Below are 16,256 nucleotides of genomic sequence, written 5' to 3'. Positions count from 1 at the left end.
CGGCCCCGTTTCGCGTATCCGTGCCCCGCGAATGCCTTATGTGGATGCTGCAAGTTGCACGTGGGTCAACATTGCTGGCCCCAATTGGTCGCACATGATCCTGATCTGCCATTTGTATTCTCTGGCAGAGTGTGCTGATTCGGGGTGGCCAATGCTACACATGTCGCCAAAATGCAGTCGTATCCGTTGCGCGTGCGTGAGGACTTGGCCGATGAGGGCGGTGGGTTGGTCCCACATGGGCCGGGGCTGCTGGCCGATCGGCCGTGGTTCGGTACGGTGGTGTGGGTTGGCGGGCCGGATGTTCTCTGGCCGGTGCCGCCCCTGGTAGCCGGTGCTGCGCCGGCTCACCGCATGTCTCCGCAGAGCCGGGTTCGGGCCGGGCAACTCGGAGGGTTCCTCTGTCTCGTCGTACTTGGGCTGCCACCACCTCGTCGTACTTGGGCTGCCACCACTTGACCATTCCGCACCTCCAGGTTTCGGGGGTGCGGCGGTCGGGTTTCTCCCGTGACCGCCGCGCCGGTCTGGGTGGGCGCGCCGCCGCTGGTGTGGTGGTTGAGAGGGGTAGCGCCGCGCCCGTAATGCGATGGTGCTGACGCTGTTACGCGGTGCAAAAGTGGATGGTGTCCGGTACCTGTCCGGAAACCTCCGGACGTCAGTCAGCCCCGGTGATGGTGAGCGCCGCTCGGTACTCAGCAGTCCATTCCGCATCGCGTTGGTCCGCAGGCAGCCCGCTCAAGCCGGCCCGGAGATTGTCCGCCGCCGCTGTCCTGTCGCCGAGCCCTAGGTACGCGAGCCCCAGATTCATCCGGCCGAAGGTGGCGCTCAGCCAGTATGCGGTCGATGGCGGCGTGGTGTCGGCCGCCGTGGTGGTGAGGTCGCTGGCGTCGCCCAGCAGCCGGTGCGCGGCTGCGCGGTCGCCCAGGAGTGCATACCCGTGGGCGGCCTGCGCCGCGTCTCCTACGCGTTGGAGCGGTGTGGCCCCCGGCGTGTGGTATGCGGTCAGGAAGTGACTCACGATCCCGCGTGGATTGCCCCGTTGCCGCTCCACGTAGCCTCGGAAGTTGGCCGCTTGCGCGGCCAGGATGCCACAGTCGACTGCGTCAGCCTGGCTCGCCGCGTCAACCAGCATCCGCACCGCGTCAGTATGCCGCTGCCCCTCGGCATACAGCCATCCTACGAACTGGGTGGACTCCGCAGCGACAGCCCGGATTGCCGGTGCGTGCGGCCCCCGGGCGGATTCCGCGAGGTCTTGCACTGTCCGCCACTGTGGGACTGCCCAGGGCAGCAGCATCGCCACGGGCACGGCGTCATCCAGCCGCCGTTGCGCCGCCAGGATGTCCGCGAGCAGGGTCACTGTTTGGGCATCCAGTCGGGCTGGGTTCGAGATCGCATGCGCGATCCGCTGATCATCGTCCGGGGTGGTGAAGAGCGCGGTGTCGACGACGAGCGCAGTCAGCGTGCCGTTTGCCTGAAGTGCCGCGTCGAGCGCCTCAGCCGCTTCGATTGTGGGCTGGATACGCCCCTTTTCCAGGTCGCACAGATGACTCTTGCTGTAGTGCACCTGTCGGGCCAGTTCGCGTAGCGAAAGCCCTTGCTCGTGCCGAAGTCGGGCGAGGGTGGATTTCCATCTGGGATCAACAATGGTCTGGGTGCGCGCTGGCATGGCGTCCTCCTGCACGAAGCGGCCCAGCGCCCTGCACGGCCCTGGTGCCACTCCGGACAGTACGTCCGGGGGGGCACAGGCTGCTAGCCTGACACCGCACGAAGAGGGGCCGGACTGCACTCCGGCCCCTCTTCGTATCCATGCCCTGCAAATGGGTTGTGCGGATGCTGCAAGTCGTACGTGGTCGACATTGTTGACCCTGATCGGTCGCACATGAATCTGATCTGCCTTTTGCGTCTTCGGCAGACTGTGCAGATTCGGGTGGTCGATACTGCGCATGGTCGCCGAAATGCGGTACAGGTGTCCCGTCATGCTGCGTGGATTGTTGGTGTGGCCCAGGCAGTCCGCAGTCACCGACGTCCGGTACGGCTGTGCCCTCGGCGGGCGGCGTAACGCGTCGCCGCCCAGTTGTCGGCCGGGGCTAGGGCCCACCTGGGGGTGCCCCGTTTGTGCGCCCAACTCGACAGGCTGACGTGTGGGTGGTCCTCGTCGCCTGGTTCGCCCGGCACCACTGCCCTGCCGGGTGGCGGCGTCAACTCTCCTTCGACCGGTCGGTCGGAGCGTGCTGGCCAGTGGCCCGATATGCCCGCCACCGCTCGTTGATCGAGTCGACCTCGTCCTGGGCAAAGATCAGGTAGTCCCGCATCTCGGCGAGCCGTTGCCCTGAGGGTGTCGTGTCACCGCCGACTGCCTGGGCCCCGTCGCTGGCCAGATCAGCCATCACCTTGAGCGTCGACCGCTTGACGACGGCGGCCTCGAACCAGGGATTGTCGGGCATCCGGTAGTGGTCCCGACGGGAGCGCGGTACCGGCTCGCGGACCAGCAGCCCACGGTGGGTGAGGTAGCGCACCGCACCGGAGATCGCTGCGGGGCTGACCCCCAGGCGTTCACCGATCTCGGCGGCGGTCAACGCGTCTTCGTCGGCGGACATCACGACGAAGAGCACCCGCGCGGCCATCCGCGGAAAACCCCAGTCGGCGAAGAGCATGGCGATCCGTTCGACGAACCGGTCGACGGCCTCGTCGTCGCGGCGCGGTGGGCTCGGATCAGACATGCCTGTGTCTCCCTCGGGTCGGTCTCCGGCTGACCGGATCTTCGCAGATTCACTTGCTTCACAAATTCGTGAAACAAGCGTAGCTTCCGAAGTATGGAAAATTCCATTGAAGTCGATGGGCTGATCAAGACGTTCGGGCAGACCCGGGCACTCGACGGACTCAACCTCACCGTTCGTACGGGCGAAGTGCACGGCTTCCTCGGCCCCAACGGCGCAGGGAAGTCGACCACGATCCGGGTGCTGCTCGGCCTGCTCCGGGCCGACAGCGGCAACGCGCGATTACTCGGCGGTGACCCGTGGCGGGACGCCGTCGCACTGCACCGGCGGCTCGCGTACGTCCCCGGTGACGTCACACTCTGGCCCAACCTCTCCGGCGGAGAGGTGATCGACCTGCTCGGCCGGTTACGCGGCGGCCTCGACCCGAAACGCAAGGCGGAGTTGCTGGACGCCTTCGATCTCGACCCGCGTAAGAAGGGGCGGGCCTACTCCAAGGGAAACCGGCAGAAGGTCGGCCTGATCGCCGCCCTGGCCTCCAACGTCGAGTTGCTCATCCTGGACGAGCCGACGTCGGGTCTCGACCCGTTGATGGAGGAGGTCTTCCAGAACTTCATCGCGCAGGAGCGGCGCAACGGCCGCACCGTGCTGCTGAGCAGCCACATCCTGGCCGAGGTGGAGGCGTTGTGCGACCGGGTCACCATCCTGCGAGACGGGCGTGACGTCGAGACCGGCACCCTGACCGAGCTGCGACACCTGCGCCGTACGGCGATCGACGCCGAACTCGCCGGCCCGCCGCACGGCCTCGCCGGGCTGCCCGGCGTGCACGACGTACGCATCGACGGCAACCGGGTCCGCTTCGCCGTGGACGGCGGCGCGCTCGATGCCGCGCTGCGCCACCTCACCTCGATCGGCGTACGGGGACTGGTCAGCCAACCGCCGACCCTGGAGGAGCTGTTCCTCCGCCACTACGAGGTCCAGCCGGCCGACGGCGGCCAGCCTGCGGCGGTGGCACGGTGACCGGGACCGTCGGCAGCGGCCAGCTCGTCCGGCTGATCCTGCGCCGCGACCGGTGGCTGCTGCTGCTCTGGATCCTGGTCCTGGCCGTACTGCCGATGAGCTACTCGTCGGCGATCGCGGAACTGTACCCGACCGAGGCGGCCCGACAGGGGTACGCGACCGGGATGGCCAACAACCCGTCCATCGTCTCCCTGCTCGGCCCGGCGTACGGCGCCAGCCTCGGCGCGCTCACCGCACAACGGTCGAACATGATCATGCTGATCGCCGGGTTGATCAGCCTGCTCACCGTCCTCCGGCACACCCGTACCGAGGAGGAGGCGGGCCGGCGGGAACTGCTCGGCGCGACCGTCCTCGGCCGGCAGGCGGGACTCACCGCCGCGCTGTTGGCCACCTTCGCCGCCAACGTACTGCTGGGCGGGCTCATCACACTCGGCCTGATCAGCCAGGGCCTGCCCGCCAGCGGATCCGTCGCATTCGGGCTCGCGGTGGCCACGACCGGCTGGGTGTTCGCCGCAGTCGGTGGGGTGGTCGCGCAGCTCACCGAAGGTGCGGGTGCCGCCCGGGGCATCGGCCTGGCGGTCCTCGGGATGGCCTACGTGCTGCGGATGGCTGGTGACGCTGGCGGTACGGAGGGTGGTCTGTCCTGGCTGAGCTGGCTGTCACCGCTGGGCTGGGGGCAGCACGTCCGGTCGTACGCCGATGAACGCTGGTGGGCCCTGACCCCGGCTGTCGGCCTGGTGGTCGTACTGGTCGGCGCGGCGTACCTGCTGTCGGCCCGCCGCGACGTCGCCGCCGGCATCCTGCCGCCCCGGCTCGGACCGGCTACCGCCGCGCCCAGCCTGGGCAGCCCGCTGGCCCTGGCCTGGCGACTGCACCGTGGTCTGCTGTTCGGCTGGGCCGCCGGCCTGGCGGTGTTCGGCGCGGTGCTGGGCAGTGCCGCCGACGCGATCGACGCGGCGGTACGGGACAGCCAGCAGGTCGGTGACATCCTCGTCCGGCTCGGCGGAGTCAGCGCCGTCACCGACGCCTACGTCTCGGGGACGATGAGCCTGGTCGCGCTGGCTGCCGCCGGCTACGGCATCCAGGCCGCCCTGCGGATGCGTACCGAGGAGGCCGCGCTACGTAGCGAACCGGTGCTGGCCGGGGCGGTCGGCCGGCTGCGCTGGACCGCCAGCCATCTGCTCTTCGCCGCACTCGGCCCAGCCGTGGCACTGACCGTCGCCGGGTTGACCGCCGGGTTGGGGTACGGGCTGGCCAGCGGAGACGTCGGCGGACAACTGCCCCGGGTGCTGGCCGCCGCCGTGGTGCAGTTGCCTGCGGTATGGGTGCTGGCGGCCGTCGCCGTCCTGTTGTTCGGTCTGCTGCCGAGGCTCGCCATGGTGAGCTGGGCGGTGCTCGGCATCTGTCTGCTCCTCGGCCAGATGGGCGCGATTCTCCAGCTCAGTCAGTGGGCGCTGGACCTCTCGCCGTTCACCCACATTCCGAAGATCCCCGGCGGGGAGTTGACCGTGACCCCGCTGGCCTGGTTGACCGGACTCGCCGTACTGCTGGCCGGACTCGGCATGACGGGCCTCCGGCGGCGCGACGTGCCGGTGACCTGAAACGGGCCGACGCGCACCTGAGACGTGCCAGGTGTCCCTGGGCGTGACGGGTTGAGTGAAGCCGGACCGGGGCCGTCCCCGGTCCGGCTTCATCGGTCACGATGCGGGCGGCGGTCGCCGCCGGACGGCGGGTCAGCCGGTGGACTGCTCGTTGCGGATCATCAGGGCCGACCGCAGGCCGGTGATGTCGAGTACGCGGAGCAGGAACGCGCCGACGTTGGTCAGGACCAGCAGGCTCTGGGCGTGACTCGCCTTGCGGCTCAGCACGACCAGGGTGCCCAGACCCTGCGAGTCGCAGAAGGTGACCCCGGTCAGGTCCAGCACGATGCGCGGCGGCGGTTCGGCCAGCACCTCGTTGACGACGCTGGACAGCCGGGTCGCGGTGAGCATGTCGATCTCGCCGGTGAGGTTGAGTACCACCTCACCGGCGGTTCGCTGCACCGTGATGGTCAGCTCCGCGCGTTCCACACGTGTCAGCCTATCGCGATCTATGCGCCCCGGCCTGTCGAGGCGTCCGGCGTCCATGAGCGGGTGAGCCGGGCAACCCGGGCCGGGGTCGCTGCCGCCCAGCCCAGCGACGCTGACACAATGACGGCACCGTGACCACTACGCATTCTGCCGGCCGGGACCGCTACCCAGCCTCAGCGCCGGCCTCCGAAGCCCTGTTCAACCGCGCCCGCGCCATCGTGCCGGGCGGGGTCAACTCTCCCGTACGCGCCTTCGGCGCAGTCGGTGGCACGCCCCGGTTCATGGTGCGTGGCGCCGGCCCCTGGTTGTTCGACGCCGATGGCCGGCGCTACGTCGACCTGGTCTGCTCGTGGGGTCCGCTGGTCCTCGGCCACGCCCACCCCGAGGTGGTCGCCGCCGTCCAGGCAGCCGCCGCCGACGGCACCAGCTTCGGCACCCCGACCCCCGGTGAGGTGGCCCTCGCCGAGGAGATCGTGGCCCGGACCCCGGTCGAGCAGGTACGACTGGTCAACTCGGGCACCGAGGCCACCATGTCGGCGATCCGGCTGGCCCGTGGCTTCACCGGTCGGTCGAAGATCGTCAAGTTCGCCGGTTGCTACCACGGACACGTCGACGCGCTGCTGGCCGCCGCCGGTTCCGGGGTGGCCACCTTCGGGTTGCCGGACTCGCCCGGAGTCACCGGTGCCGCGGCCAGCGAGACGATCGTGCTGCCGTACAACGACGTGGCCGCCGTGGAGGCTGCCTTTGCCGCCGAGGGCGAGCACATCGCCGCGATCATCACCGAGGCGGCGGCGGGCAACATGGGCGTTGTCGCTCCCCGTGACGGGTTCAACCAGCGGTTGGCCAGCATCGCCCACGAGTACGGTGCACTGCTCATCCTCGACGAGGTGATGACCGGATTCCGGGTCTCCCGGGGTGGCTGGGCCGGGGTCGACCCGGTCGACGCCGACCTCTACACCTTCGGCAAGGTGATGGGCGGTGGGCTGCCGGCGGCGGCGTTCGGTGGCCGTACCGAGGTCATGGCCCGGTTGGCCCCCGCCGGACCGGTCTACCAGGCGGGCACGCTCTCCGGGAACCCGTTGGCCTGTGCCGCCGGGTTGGCGACCCTACGGCTGGCCGACGACGCGCTCTACCGTCGGCTCGACGCCACCGCCGCCACCATGGGTCGGCTGGTCGCCGACGCGCTCACCACGGCCGGTGTGCCACACCGGCTGTCGTACGCGGGCAGCATGTTCTCCGTCTTCTTCACCGACGCCGACGTACGGGACTACGACAGCGCGCGTACCCAGGATGTGGCCGCCTTCCGGGCGTTCTTCCACGCGATGCTGGCCGGCGGGGTCTACCTGCCGCCGAGTGCGTTCGAGTCGTGGTTCGTCTCGACGGCGTTGGACGACGACGCGCTGGACCAGTTCGCGGCGGCACTGCCCGCAGCGGCGGCGGCAGCGGCGAGTCACGGAGGATAGTTCGGTGGTTGCTGGGAGCGTACCGGCGGGTCTCTCAGCCGCAATTGGGAGGCCGACGCGATGAGCAACACCGTGGTGCACGTGCTGCGGCACGGCGAGGTGCACAACCCCGACAAGATCCTGTACGGCCGGCTGCCCGGGTTCCGGTTGTCGGAGCTGGGCGTCCAGATGGCCAAGGCGGCGGCGCAGGCGCTGGCCGACCGGGACATCGCGTACGTGGTGGCCAGCCCGCTGGAACGCGCCCAGCAGACCGCCGAACCGATCGCCGAGCAGTTCAGCCTCCCGATCGCGGTCGACGAGCAGCTGATCGAGAGCGCCAACTGGTTCGAGGGCAAACGGGTGTCGCCCGGGGACGGATCGTTCCGGGACCCCCGTAACTGGTGGGTGCTGCGGGATCCGATCACCCCGTCCTGGGGTGAGGCGTACCTGGCGATCGCCGAGCGGATGTTCGGTGCGCTACAGGCGGCCCGGGAGGCGGCCGAGGGGCGGGAGGCGGTCTGCGTCTCGCACCAGCTGCCGATCTGGACCCTGCGCCGGCACGTCGAGCGCAAACGGCTCTGGCACGATCCGCGTCGGCGGCAGTGCGGCCTGGCCAGCCTTACCTCGTTCCACTTCGACGGTGACAGGATCGTCGGAATCGGCTACTCCGAGCCGGCCGCGCACCTGGTGGCCACCTCGCCGACCGCCCGGACGGCCAAGGGAGCGTGACATGAGACGTCCTGCCCGCACCTGGATCGGCACGCTGCTGGCCGCCGTCACCGTGGTGGCGCTGGCCGCCTGCTCGGACAGCGGCTGGGAGGACAGGTGCGAGACCACCCCGGAAGGGGTGATCGAGTGCGGGGCGGACAACCGGGCCCCCGCGCCGAAGATCGCCGGTGAGTTGCTCGACGGCAGCCACTACGACGTCACGCAGGACCGGGGCAACGTCGTAGTGGTCAACTTCTGGGGCTCCTGGTGTCCGCCCTGCGTCGCCGAGGCCGACGACCTGGAGAAGACCTACCAGGCGACCAGGGACCTGGGCGTCCGGTTCATCGGCATCAACGTCCAGGACATGCGGGACAAGGCCATCGCGTTCGAGCGGGGCCGGGTCAGCTACCCGAGCATCTTCGACCCGGCCAGCCGGCAGGCGCTCAACTTCGCGATCCCGCCGAGCTTCACCCCGGCGACCATCGTCCTCGACCGGGAGGGCCGGATCGCGGTGGTGATCCGTAAGGCCGTACGGCAGGAGATGCTGGAGCCGATCGTCCGGACGGTCGCCGCCGAGCAACCGCCGCAGGCCGGTCCGCGCTGATGGGCGCCACCTTCGAGGAACTGGCCCGAAACGGCCCGATGCTGTTGGCGATCGGCGGCGCGATGCTGGCCGGTCTGGTCAGCTTCCTGTCCCCGTGCATCCTGCCGCTGGTGCCCGGTTACCTGTCGTACGTCACCGGACTGGCCGGCAGCGATCTCGACGCGGCCGGTGCAAGGAAGGACCGCCGTTCAGCGGAATCAGCAGCGGAGGGGCCACCTGCCAACCCGCCCAGCACCCCCGGGGCCACCTCGGCGGGCGTCGCGGTGGCGACCGCCACCCGGGGCACCCGGGCGGTCAAGGGCCGGGTGCTGGCCGGGACGCTGCTGTTCATCGCCGGGTTCACCGTCGTCTTCACCACCACCGCGATCCTCGCCGCCGGCCTCGGCCGGGTGTTCTCCGAACACAAGCGGATTCTGGAGATCGTCGTCGGGGCACTGATCATCCTGATGGGGCTGGCCTTCCTCGGACTGGTCCCCGGCCTACAGCGGGAGTTGCGGATCCAGCGGCTACCGGCAGCGGGTTTGCTCGGCGCGCCGGTCTTCGGCGCGGTCTTCGCGCTCTCCTGGTTGCCCTGTGTCGGTCCGACCCTGGGCGCGGTGCTCGGGATGGCCACGGCCAGCGGCAAGACCGACCGGGCCGTGGTGCTGGCCGTCGCGTACTGCCTCGGTCTCGGGCTGCCGTTCGTGATCTTCGGGCTGGGTTTCCAGCGGATGCTCGGTCTGTTCAAGGCGATTCGGCGCAACAGCCGGTGGGTCACCCGTACCGGTGGAGCGCTGCTGATCGTCATCGGGGTCGCCCTCATCACCGGTGACTGGCTGGACTTCGTCATCTGGTTGCAGACGACCTTCGGCGTCGGAGAGGTGAGCATCTGATGACATCCGTCGCGGACCGGGCGACCGAGCCGAAGCAGGTGCCACCCCGGCGACCGAACCCGCTGCTGGCCCTGCTGCGCAACTCGTGGCGGCAGCTCACCAGCATGCGTACCGCCCTGGTTCTGCTCTTCCTGCTGGCCGTCGCCGCGATCCCGGGGTCGGTGCTGCCACAGCGCAACCTCAACATCGAGAGCGTCAACGCCTACTTCCGGGAGAATCCGAAGCTCGCCCCGGTGCTCGACCGGATCGGTGCCTTCGACGTCTTCTCGTCGGTCTGGTTCTCCGCGATCTACCTGCTGCTGTTCACCTCACTGGTCGGTTGCATCCTGCCCCGGTTGCGCGACCATCTCCGGGCGATCCGGTCCACTCCACCGGCGGCACCGAAGCGGATGGACCGGCTGCCCCAGCACACGGTCCTGACCGTCGCCGACGATGCCACCGCCTCCGGCGACGCGGTCACGGCAGAGTCGATCGCCGCCGTACTGCGCAAGCGCCGGTGGCGGGTGGAGATACGGGACAACACGGTCTCGGCCGAGAAGGGGTACATCAAGGAGACGGGAAACCTGCTCTTCCACTTCTCGCTGGTCGCCGTCCTGCTCGGGGTCGGCTACGGGGCCTGGTACGGCTGGCACGGCAACCGCCTCCTGGTCGCCGGCAGGGACACGAACTTCTGCAACAACCTGCAGCAGCATGCCGAGTCGGGCCTCGGGCCACGGGTGGACGCCAGCGACCTGCCTCCGTTCTGCCTGGAACTGACCGACTTCAAGGCGACGTTCCTGGAGACCGGACAGCCGGAGTCGTACGAGGCGACCGTGACCGTCGACGAGCGGGGCGGGCAGCCGCGTAGCGAGAAGTTCTCGGTCAACTCGCCGCTGCGACTCGACGGTGCCAACGTCTACCTGCTCGGGCACGGCTACGCCCCGATCATCCGCTACACCGACCGGTACGGGCAGTCGCAGACCAGCGTCGCGCCGTTCCTCAACATCGACGGGGCGATGACCAGCGAGGGCGTCGCCCCGTTCCCGGACGTGAACATCGACCCGGCCACCGGCAAACGGAACCTCGACCTACAGGTCGCGTTCGAGGGGCTCTACCTGCCGACCGCGCCGGAGCAGCCCCCGTTCACCCGCTCGGTGCACCCGGCGGAACGCTCGCCGGCGGTGATGCTGATCGCCTACCGGGGCAACCTGGGCATGGAGGCGGGCATCCCGGGGTCGGTCTACAGCCTCGACCAGCGACAGGTGCGTACCGGCAAGCTCAAGCAGGTCGGTGACTCCAAGCTGCTGCGTCCGGGGGAGAAGTGGACGCTGGACGACGGTACGACGGTGGAGTTCCTCGGCACCCGGCAGTACGTCACGATCTCCATCCGGCACGACCCCGGCGAGATGATCGTGCTGGTGAGTTCGGTTCTGCTGCTCGGCGGTCTGATGATGTCGCTGACGGGCCGACGGCGGCGGGTGTGGTTCCGGGTGACGCCGGTGCCGGCCGGTGGAGGCGCGACTTCTACCGCAGCGGAAGACTCGATTTCGGCCCCCGTCAGCGGTTCCACGACGAGCGGTAGTAGCTTGATTGAGGCCGGTGGGCTCCCGCGCACCGACTACTCCGGTTTCGGCGAGGAATTCCAACAGCTCGTCGCCGATGTGGAACGCGGTGTCCGGGTGCATGAAGGGACCGATTGATGGCCGCACTCTCCGACCAGCTTCTGGTGGTCGCGATTCTCGCGTATCTCGTCGCGATGATCTGTCATGCCGCCGAGTTCGCCTTCGGCACCCGTGGCGTGGCCGCTCGGGCCGCCGTACGCCCGGCCCGTGAACTGGTCACCGTCGGTGCCGGCGGGGCCGACGGCGCCGACGGGGCGGCGACGCCGGCCGGAGCCGACGACGCACCGGACAGGGCCGACGCGGCAGCTCCGGTGGACCGTCCCGGTCGGGGGGCGATCGCCGGCCGGATCGCCGCCATCGTCACGGTCGTCGCGGCGGTACTCCACCTTGCGGTGATCACTACGCGCGGCATCGCCGCGGACCGCATGCCGTGGGGCAACATGTACGAGTTCGTGCTCTCCGGCACGTTCGTCGGGGTGGCCGTATGGCTCTTCCTGCTGTTCCGCCGCCCGGCGGTCCGGCACCTGGGCCTGTTCGTCGCGCTGGCGATGGTGCTGCTGCTCGGCGTGGCCGGCCTGATCCTCTACACCCCGGTGGTGCCGCTGATCCCGGCGCTGAACTCGTACTGGTTCATCATCCACATCTCGACGATCACGGTCTCCTCCGGAATTTTCGTGCTGGGTGCCGTACCGGCCGCGATGTACCTGATCCGCTCCGGCTACGAGCAGGGCAAGCGGAGCTTCCCGTACACGCTCGGGCGGCGGGCACCGGCGGCTGCCGAGTTGGAGCGGTTGACGTTCCGGCTGCACACCTTCTCGTTCCCGATCTGGACCTTCGCCGTGATGGCCGGTGCGGTCTGGGCCGAGGCGGCCTGGGGCCGGTACTGGGGCTGGGACCCGAAGGAGACCTGGGCCTTCATCTCCTGGGTGGTCTACGCCGGCTATCTGCACGCCCGGCTCACGCCGAGCGTCAAGCGCTCGGTGGCGACCTGGATCGCCCTGCTCGGCTTCCTGACCATGCTGGTCAACCTGTTCGGCGTGAACTTCTTCGCGGGCGACAGCCTGCACTCGTACGCCGGCACGGACTGATCCGCTGATCCGAGCCCGAAACGGGATGGGTGGCCGCCGGTAGACCGGCGACCACCCATTCTTCGTTTTCTCGTTACATCAGGCACTGAGCTTTTCGTCGTCACCGGCAACGAGGACGAGCCGCCGACGCCGGGTCATCAGGAAGAACGCGACGCCGGCTGCCAGCAGTACCGCACCGCCACCGGCCAGCAGGCCGGCCTTGGCGCCGGTCACCGGCAGACCACCGCCGCCACCGCCGTTCGCACCGACGGTGACCTCGGCGACGTTGTTGGCGTTGTTGTCGTCCTTCCAGGCAAATTCCGGGTCGAATGAGGGGTCACCGACGCTTACCTGACCCGCCGTACCGGTCAAGGACGTGATCTTCAACTTGAACGTCAGCAGGTGACTCGCGCCTGGCTTCAGGATCGGATCCGGGTGGGCACAGGCGTACCCCGGTGTGCCCGGTCGACCGTTCTCCCACCGCCAGCCGCCATCGGCCTGCTTGGTGATGGACCGGCAGTGAGCCGGCACCTCGGTGACGGTCGCCCCTGTCGGCACCATGAAGCCGAACAGGAATTCGCCGCGGCCCTTCAGCGCCCCGGCACCGCGGTTGGTCATGCCGAGATCGAGGGAGACGACGTCACCCACCGCACCCGAGAGGTTGCCGCCGACTGCGGCCAGGTCCAGGCTGTTCTGCACGTTCAGCAGGTGGTAGTAACCGTAGTTGTCCTGCTGGTCCAGGTCCCTGGCCGTCCGGGCGGCGGCATGCTTGCCCTTGGCCTTCAGGGTCAGCCTGGGGCCGTTGCCCTTCGTCAGCTTCGCCTTGTTGCTGACCGCCGGGCCCTCACCGATCGGCCAGACTGCATAGTCGGCCCGTTCGATGCCGACCGCATCGGCTCCCAGCCTGGCCTCGAACGGCGCTTCGATGCCGTACTCGATGCCCGGCAGGATCTCCTCTTCGAGGACGCACCGGGCGAACGTGAGTGCCGGGTTTTCCTCGTCCGTCCCGTACCGGCAGTTCTCGTACTGCTCGGGCACCATCCCATGCGTGAAGGAGATGCCAAGTTCGACGCCCGGGGAGGTCCGGTCACCGGCGTTGTAGAAGGTGATTGGTACCTCTACCTCGGTACCCGGCTTGACCGGGTCCCTGCTCTCGACCTGGTCGAGGGCGACCAGATCCACGCCACTGCCGGTGAGTGTGACGGTCGCCGAAGACGTCTCCGCCGCCACGTTGTCCGCGGACGTGGTGTATTCGATGGTGCCCTTCTGACCCGCCTTTGCGCCGGCCACCGGGGTCATCGTGAACCTGATCAGCTCGCCGACCTTGTCGACCAGGCAGGTGGTCTTGCCGCCGGCGACCTGGCAGTCGCTGGGGAAGGTCACCTTGGCCACACCGGTCATGTCGGTCAGGTCGAAGACCACCTTCGGATTCGTGGCCTGGTACCGGAAGGTGTCGAAGGTTCCGGTCTTGCCGGTCGAGCCGGTGCTGATCAGGTAGTCGCGCATGGACCCGCTGAACGAGGGTGGGTCGGACGGGTCAGCGTACGCCGGGGCGGCTGCCACCCCGAGCGAAAATGCGGCGATCGCGGCGACACCGAGTCGCGTCGCGGTACGCCGTCTGTTGTCTGATTTCATCACTATCCTCCGATGAGGGGTAATGATGATCTTAAGCGCATGTCCGTATCGACCGGATGCCCGCCAGGTGACGTCCGTCCGTTTGGCTGACCCGGCTCCGACCGTCGGATGACCGGTGCGCGAGACTGGCAGCATGGCGGCTCGTGGCTTCCCGTACACCGATCTCAAGGACTTCCTCGCGACGCTGGAGAGCGCGGGTGAGTTGCGGCGCGTGAGCGTGCCGGTCGACCCGACGCTGGAGATCAGCGAAGTCGTGACGCGGACGGTCCGCGCGGGTGGCCCGGCGCTGCTCTTCGAACGGCCCACCCGGGGCGAGATGCCGGTGGCGATCAACCTCTTCGGCACCGAGCGTCGTACGGCGATGGCCCTCGGGGTCGACTCGCTCGACGAGATCGGCGAGCGGATCGGCAACATGCTCAAGCCGGAGCTGCCGGTCGGTCTGTCCGGAATGATGGACGGCCTCGGCAAGGTCAAGCAGCTCACGTCGATGCCGCCGAAGAAGGTCAAGACCGCGCCCTGCCAGCAGGTGGTCTACCGGGGCGGCGACGTGGACCTGAACCGGCTGCCCGGGCTCCAGGTCTGGCCGGGGGACGGTGGGATCTTCCACAACTTCGGGTTGACCCACACCAAGCACCCGGAGAGCGGCAAGCGCAACCTGGGGCTCTACCGGCTGCAACAGCACTCGCACAACACGCTCGGCATGCACTGGCAGATCCACAAGAACTCCACCGCCCACCACGCCGTCGCGGAACGGCTGGGGCAGCGGCTGCCGGTGGCGATCGCGATCGGCTGTGACCCGGTGGTGTCCTACAGCGCGAGCGCCCCGCTGCCCGGTGACATCGACGAATACCTGTTCGCCGGCTTCCTGCGTGGTGAACGGGTCGAACTGGTCGACTGCCTGACCGTGCCGCTCCAGGTGCCGGCGAACGCCCAGATCGTGCTGGAGGGCTACCTGGAGCCGGGGGAGCGGCTGCCGGAGGGGCCGTTCGGTGACCACACCGGCTTCTACACCCCGGTCGAGCCGTTCCCGGTGCTGCATGTCGAGTGCATGACGATGCAGCGGAACCCGGTCTACCACTCGATCGTCACGTCGCAGCCGCCCCAGGAGGACCACGGCCTGGGCAAGGCCACCGAGCGGATCTTCGCGCCGCTGCTGCGCTTCCTGATCCCGGACATCGTCGACTACGACCTGCCGGCGGCCGGCGTGTTCCACAACTGCGCGATCGTGTCGATCCGCAAGCGCTACCCGAAGCACGCGCAGAAGGTGATGAACGCGATCTGGGGTGCGCACATGATGTCGCTGACCAAGCTGATCGTGATCGTCGACGAGGACTGCGACGTGCACGACTACAACGAGGTGGCGTTCCGGGCCTTCGGGAACGTCGACTACGCCCGGGACCTGATGGTCACCGAGGGGCCGGTCGACCACCTGGACCACGCGTCGTACCAGCAGTTCTGGGGCGGTAAGGCGGGTATCGACGCAACCCGCAAACTGCCCGCCGAGGGCTACACCCGGGGCTGGCCGGAGGAGATGAGGATGTCGCCGGAGATCGTCAGCCTGGTGGAGAAGCGCTGGAAGGAGTACGGGATCTGATGGTCGCCGTCGAACCAGGGCAACGCCCCGGCCGGGTGAAGGCGTTCCTGCGCCTGGTCATGATCGAACACTCGGTGTTCGCGTTGCCGTTCGCCTATCTGTCGGCGTTGACCGCGATGCAGGTGAACGGCGGGCGGGTGCGCTGGTTCGACCTGCTGCTCATCACCGTCGCCATGGTCGGGGCGCGTACCTTCGCCATGGCGGCGAACCGGATCATCGACCGCGAGATCGACGCGCGCAATCCGCGTACGGTGAATCGGGAGTTGGTCACCGGGGCGGTGAGCGTCCGTACCGCCTGGACCGGCGCGGCCGTCGCGCTGGTGGTCTTCCTCGGCGCGGCGGCGCTGCTCAACCCGCTCTGCCTGGCGCTCGCCCCGCTGGCGACGGTGCCGCTGGTGCTCTACCCGTACGGCAAGCGCTTCACCAACTGGCCGCACGCGATCCTGGCGGTGGCGCAGGCGGTCGGCCCGGTCGGTGCCTGGCTGGCGGTGACCGGTACGTTGACCGGCTCCGGCCCGGCCTGGCTGCTCGGGGCGGCGGTGGGGCTGTGGATCGGCGGCTTCGACCTGATCTACGCGTGTCAGGACGCGGAGGTCGACCGGAGGATCGGGGTACGCAGCGTCCCCGCCCGGTACGGTCTGCGGTTCGCCCTGCACGCCTCGACCGTGGCACACGTGGTGACGTTCGTGCTGTTCGTCTGGTTCGGCCAACTGGTCGACTACGGCTGGCCGTGGTGGGTCGGGTTGGCGCTGACCGCCGTGGCCTTCGGCTACCAGCACGTGGTGGTCACCCCGACCGATCTTTCCCGGGTCAACCGGGCCTTCTTCACCGCCAACGGGTTCGTCGGCATCGCGCTGTTCGTCTTCGCCCTGCTCGACCTGGTGCTGCGACTCGGTCTGGGTATCTAGATCAGCTCGCAACTTGTTCGGTTAG

At 68.9% G+C, this 16,256-nt stretch carries 14 protein-coding genes; 10 read left to right on the top strand and 4 right to left on the bottom strand.

The genetic code is table 11. The features are described from left to right. Positions 1–652 precede the first annotated feature (652 nt). Positions 653–1,663, bottom strand: a complete 1,011-nt coding sequence (locus ACFQ4H_RS15705; protein WP_377571660.1) for a helix-turn-helix domain-containing protein — start codon at positions 1,661–1,663, stop codon at positions 653–655. Between the two features lie 532 nt (positions 1,664–2,195). Continuing rightward, a complete protein-coding gene (locus ACFQ4H_RS15700) occupies positions 2,196–2,717 on the bottom strand; it encodes a GbsR/MarR family transcriptional regulator (protein ID WP_377571659.1) in 522 nt (173 codons plus the stop codon). 93 nt (positions 2,718–2,810) lie between these two features. Between ACFQ4H_RS15700 and ACFQ4H_RS15695 the strand changes: the two genes are divergently transcribed. Beyond that, complete coding sequence (locus ACFQ4H_RS15695) at positions 2,811–3,731, top strand: ABC transporter ATP-binding protein (RefSeq protein ID WP_377571657.1); 921 nt, start codon at positions 2,811–2,813, stop codon at positions 3,729–3,731. Beyond that, positions 3,728–5,332, top strand: a complete 1,605-nt coding sequence (locus ACFQ4H_RS15690; protein ID WP_377571655.1) for an ABC transporter permease — start codon at positions 3,728–3,730, stop codon at positions 5,330–5,332. The genes ACFQ4H_RS15695 and ACFQ4H_RS15690 overlap by 4 nt, the downstream gene beginning before the upstream one ends. A 132-nt stretch (positions 5,333–5,464) precedes the next feature. On the opposite strand, the gene ACFQ4H_RS15685 is transcribed toward ACFQ4H_RS15690, so the two are convergent. Continuing rightward, the gene (locus ACFQ4H_RS15685; protein WP_377571653.1) at positions 5,465–5,800 is read right to left on the bottom strand and encodes an STAS domain-containing protein; all 336 of its coding nucleotides are present in this window, start codon (positions 5,798–5,800) and stop codon (positions 5,465–5,467) included. A gap of 131 nt (positions 5,801–5,931) precedes the next feature. On the opposite strand from ACFQ4H_RS15685, the gene hemL reads away from it, so the two are divergent. Genes hemL through ccsB form a run of 6 tightly spaced genes read left to right on the top strand, consistent with a single transcriptional unit; the run spans position 5,932 to position 12,115 of the window. Further along, on the top strand, positions 5,932–7,263 hold the full coding sequence (gene hemL, locus ACFQ4H_RS15680) for a glutamate-1-semialdehyde 2,1-aminomutase (RefSeq protein ID WP_377571651.1): 1,332 nt from the start codon (positions 5,932–5,934) through the stop codon (positions 7,261–7,263). A gap of 60 nt (positions 7,264–7,323) precedes the next feature. Beyond that, the gene (locus ACFQ4H_RS15675; protein ID WP_377571649.1) at positions 7,324–7,971 is read left to right on the top strand and encodes a histidine phosphatase family protein; all 648 of its coding nucleotides are present in this window, start codon (positions 7,324–7,326) and stop codon (positions 7,969–7,971) included. Position 7,972: 1 nt separating this feature from the next. Beyond that, positions 7,973–8,554 (top strand): TlpA family protein disulfide reductase, encoded by a 582-nt coding sequence (locus tag ACFQ4H_RS15670; protein WP_377571648.1) that lies wholly within the window; start codon positions 7,973–7,975, stop codon positions 8,552–8,554. Continuing rightward, complete coding sequence (locus ACFQ4H_RS15665; protein WP_377571646.1) at positions 8,554–9,426, top strand: cytochrome c biogenesis CcdA family protein; 873 nt, start codon at positions 8,554–8,556, stop codon at positions 9,424–9,426. Before ACFQ4H_RS15670 ends, ACFQ4H_RS15665 begins: the two co-directional genes overlap by 1 nt. Beyond that, on the top strand, positions 9,426–11,105 hold the full coding sequence (resB, locus tag ACFQ4H_RS15660) for a cytochrome c biogenesis protein ResB (RefSeq protein ID WP_377571645.1): 1,680 nt from the start codon (positions 9,426–9,428) through the stop codon (positions 11,103–11,105). Before ACFQ4H_RS15665 ends, resB begins: the two co-directional genes overlap by 1 nt. Next, a complete protein-coding gene (gene ccsB / locus ACFQ4H_RS15655; RefSeq protein WP_377571644.1) occupies positions 11,105–12,115 on the top strand; it encodes a c-type cytochrome biogenesis protein CcsB in 1,011 nt (336 codons plus the stop codon). The genes resB and ccsB overlap by 1 nt, the downstream gene beginning before the upstream one ends. Positions 12,116–12,193: 78 nt before the next feature. On the opposite strand, the gene ACFQ4H_RS15650 is transcribed toward ccsB, so the two are convergent. Then, positions 12,194–13,729 (bottom strand): hypothetical protein, encoded by a 1,536-nt coding sequence (locus tag ACFQ4H_RS15650; RefSeq protein ID WP_377571642.1) that lies wholly within the window; start codon positions 13,727–13,729, stop codon positions 12,194–12,196. A gap of 133 nt (positions 13,730–13,862) precedes the next feature. Here ACFQ4H_RS15650 and ACFQ4H_RS15645 point away from each other — a divergent pair, with 133 nt between their 5' ends. Together ACFQ4H_RS15645 and mqnP are read left to right on the top strand one after the other, a co-directional pair. After that, the gene (locus ACFQ4H_RS15645) at positions 13,863–15,323 is read left to right on the top strand and encodes a menaquinone biosynthesis decarboxylase (RefSeq protein WP_377571641.1); all 1,461 of its coding nucleotides are present in this window, start codon (positions 13,863–13,865) and stop codon (positions 15,321–15,323) included. Continuing rightward, positions 15,323–16,231, top strand: a complete 909-nt coding sequence (mqnP, locus tag ACFQ4H_RS15640) for a menaquinone biosynthesis prenyltransferase MqnP (RefSeq protein ID WP_377571640.1) — start codon at positions 15,323–15,325, stop codon at positions 16,229–16,231. Before ACFQ4H_RS15645 ends, mqnP begins: the two co-directional genes overlap by 1 nt. Positions 16,232–16,256: the final 25 nt, after the last annotated feature.

The organism is Micromonospora sonneratiae (assembly GCF_042679305.1).
GTDB classification, from domain to species: Bacteria; Actinomycetota; Actinomycetes; order Mycobacteriales; family Micromonosporaceae; genus Micromonospora_H; species Micromonospora_H sonneratiae.
The sequence above is the reverse complement of the archived record's forward strand: the minus strand, read 5'-3'. Positions and strand labels throughout refer to the sequence as shown.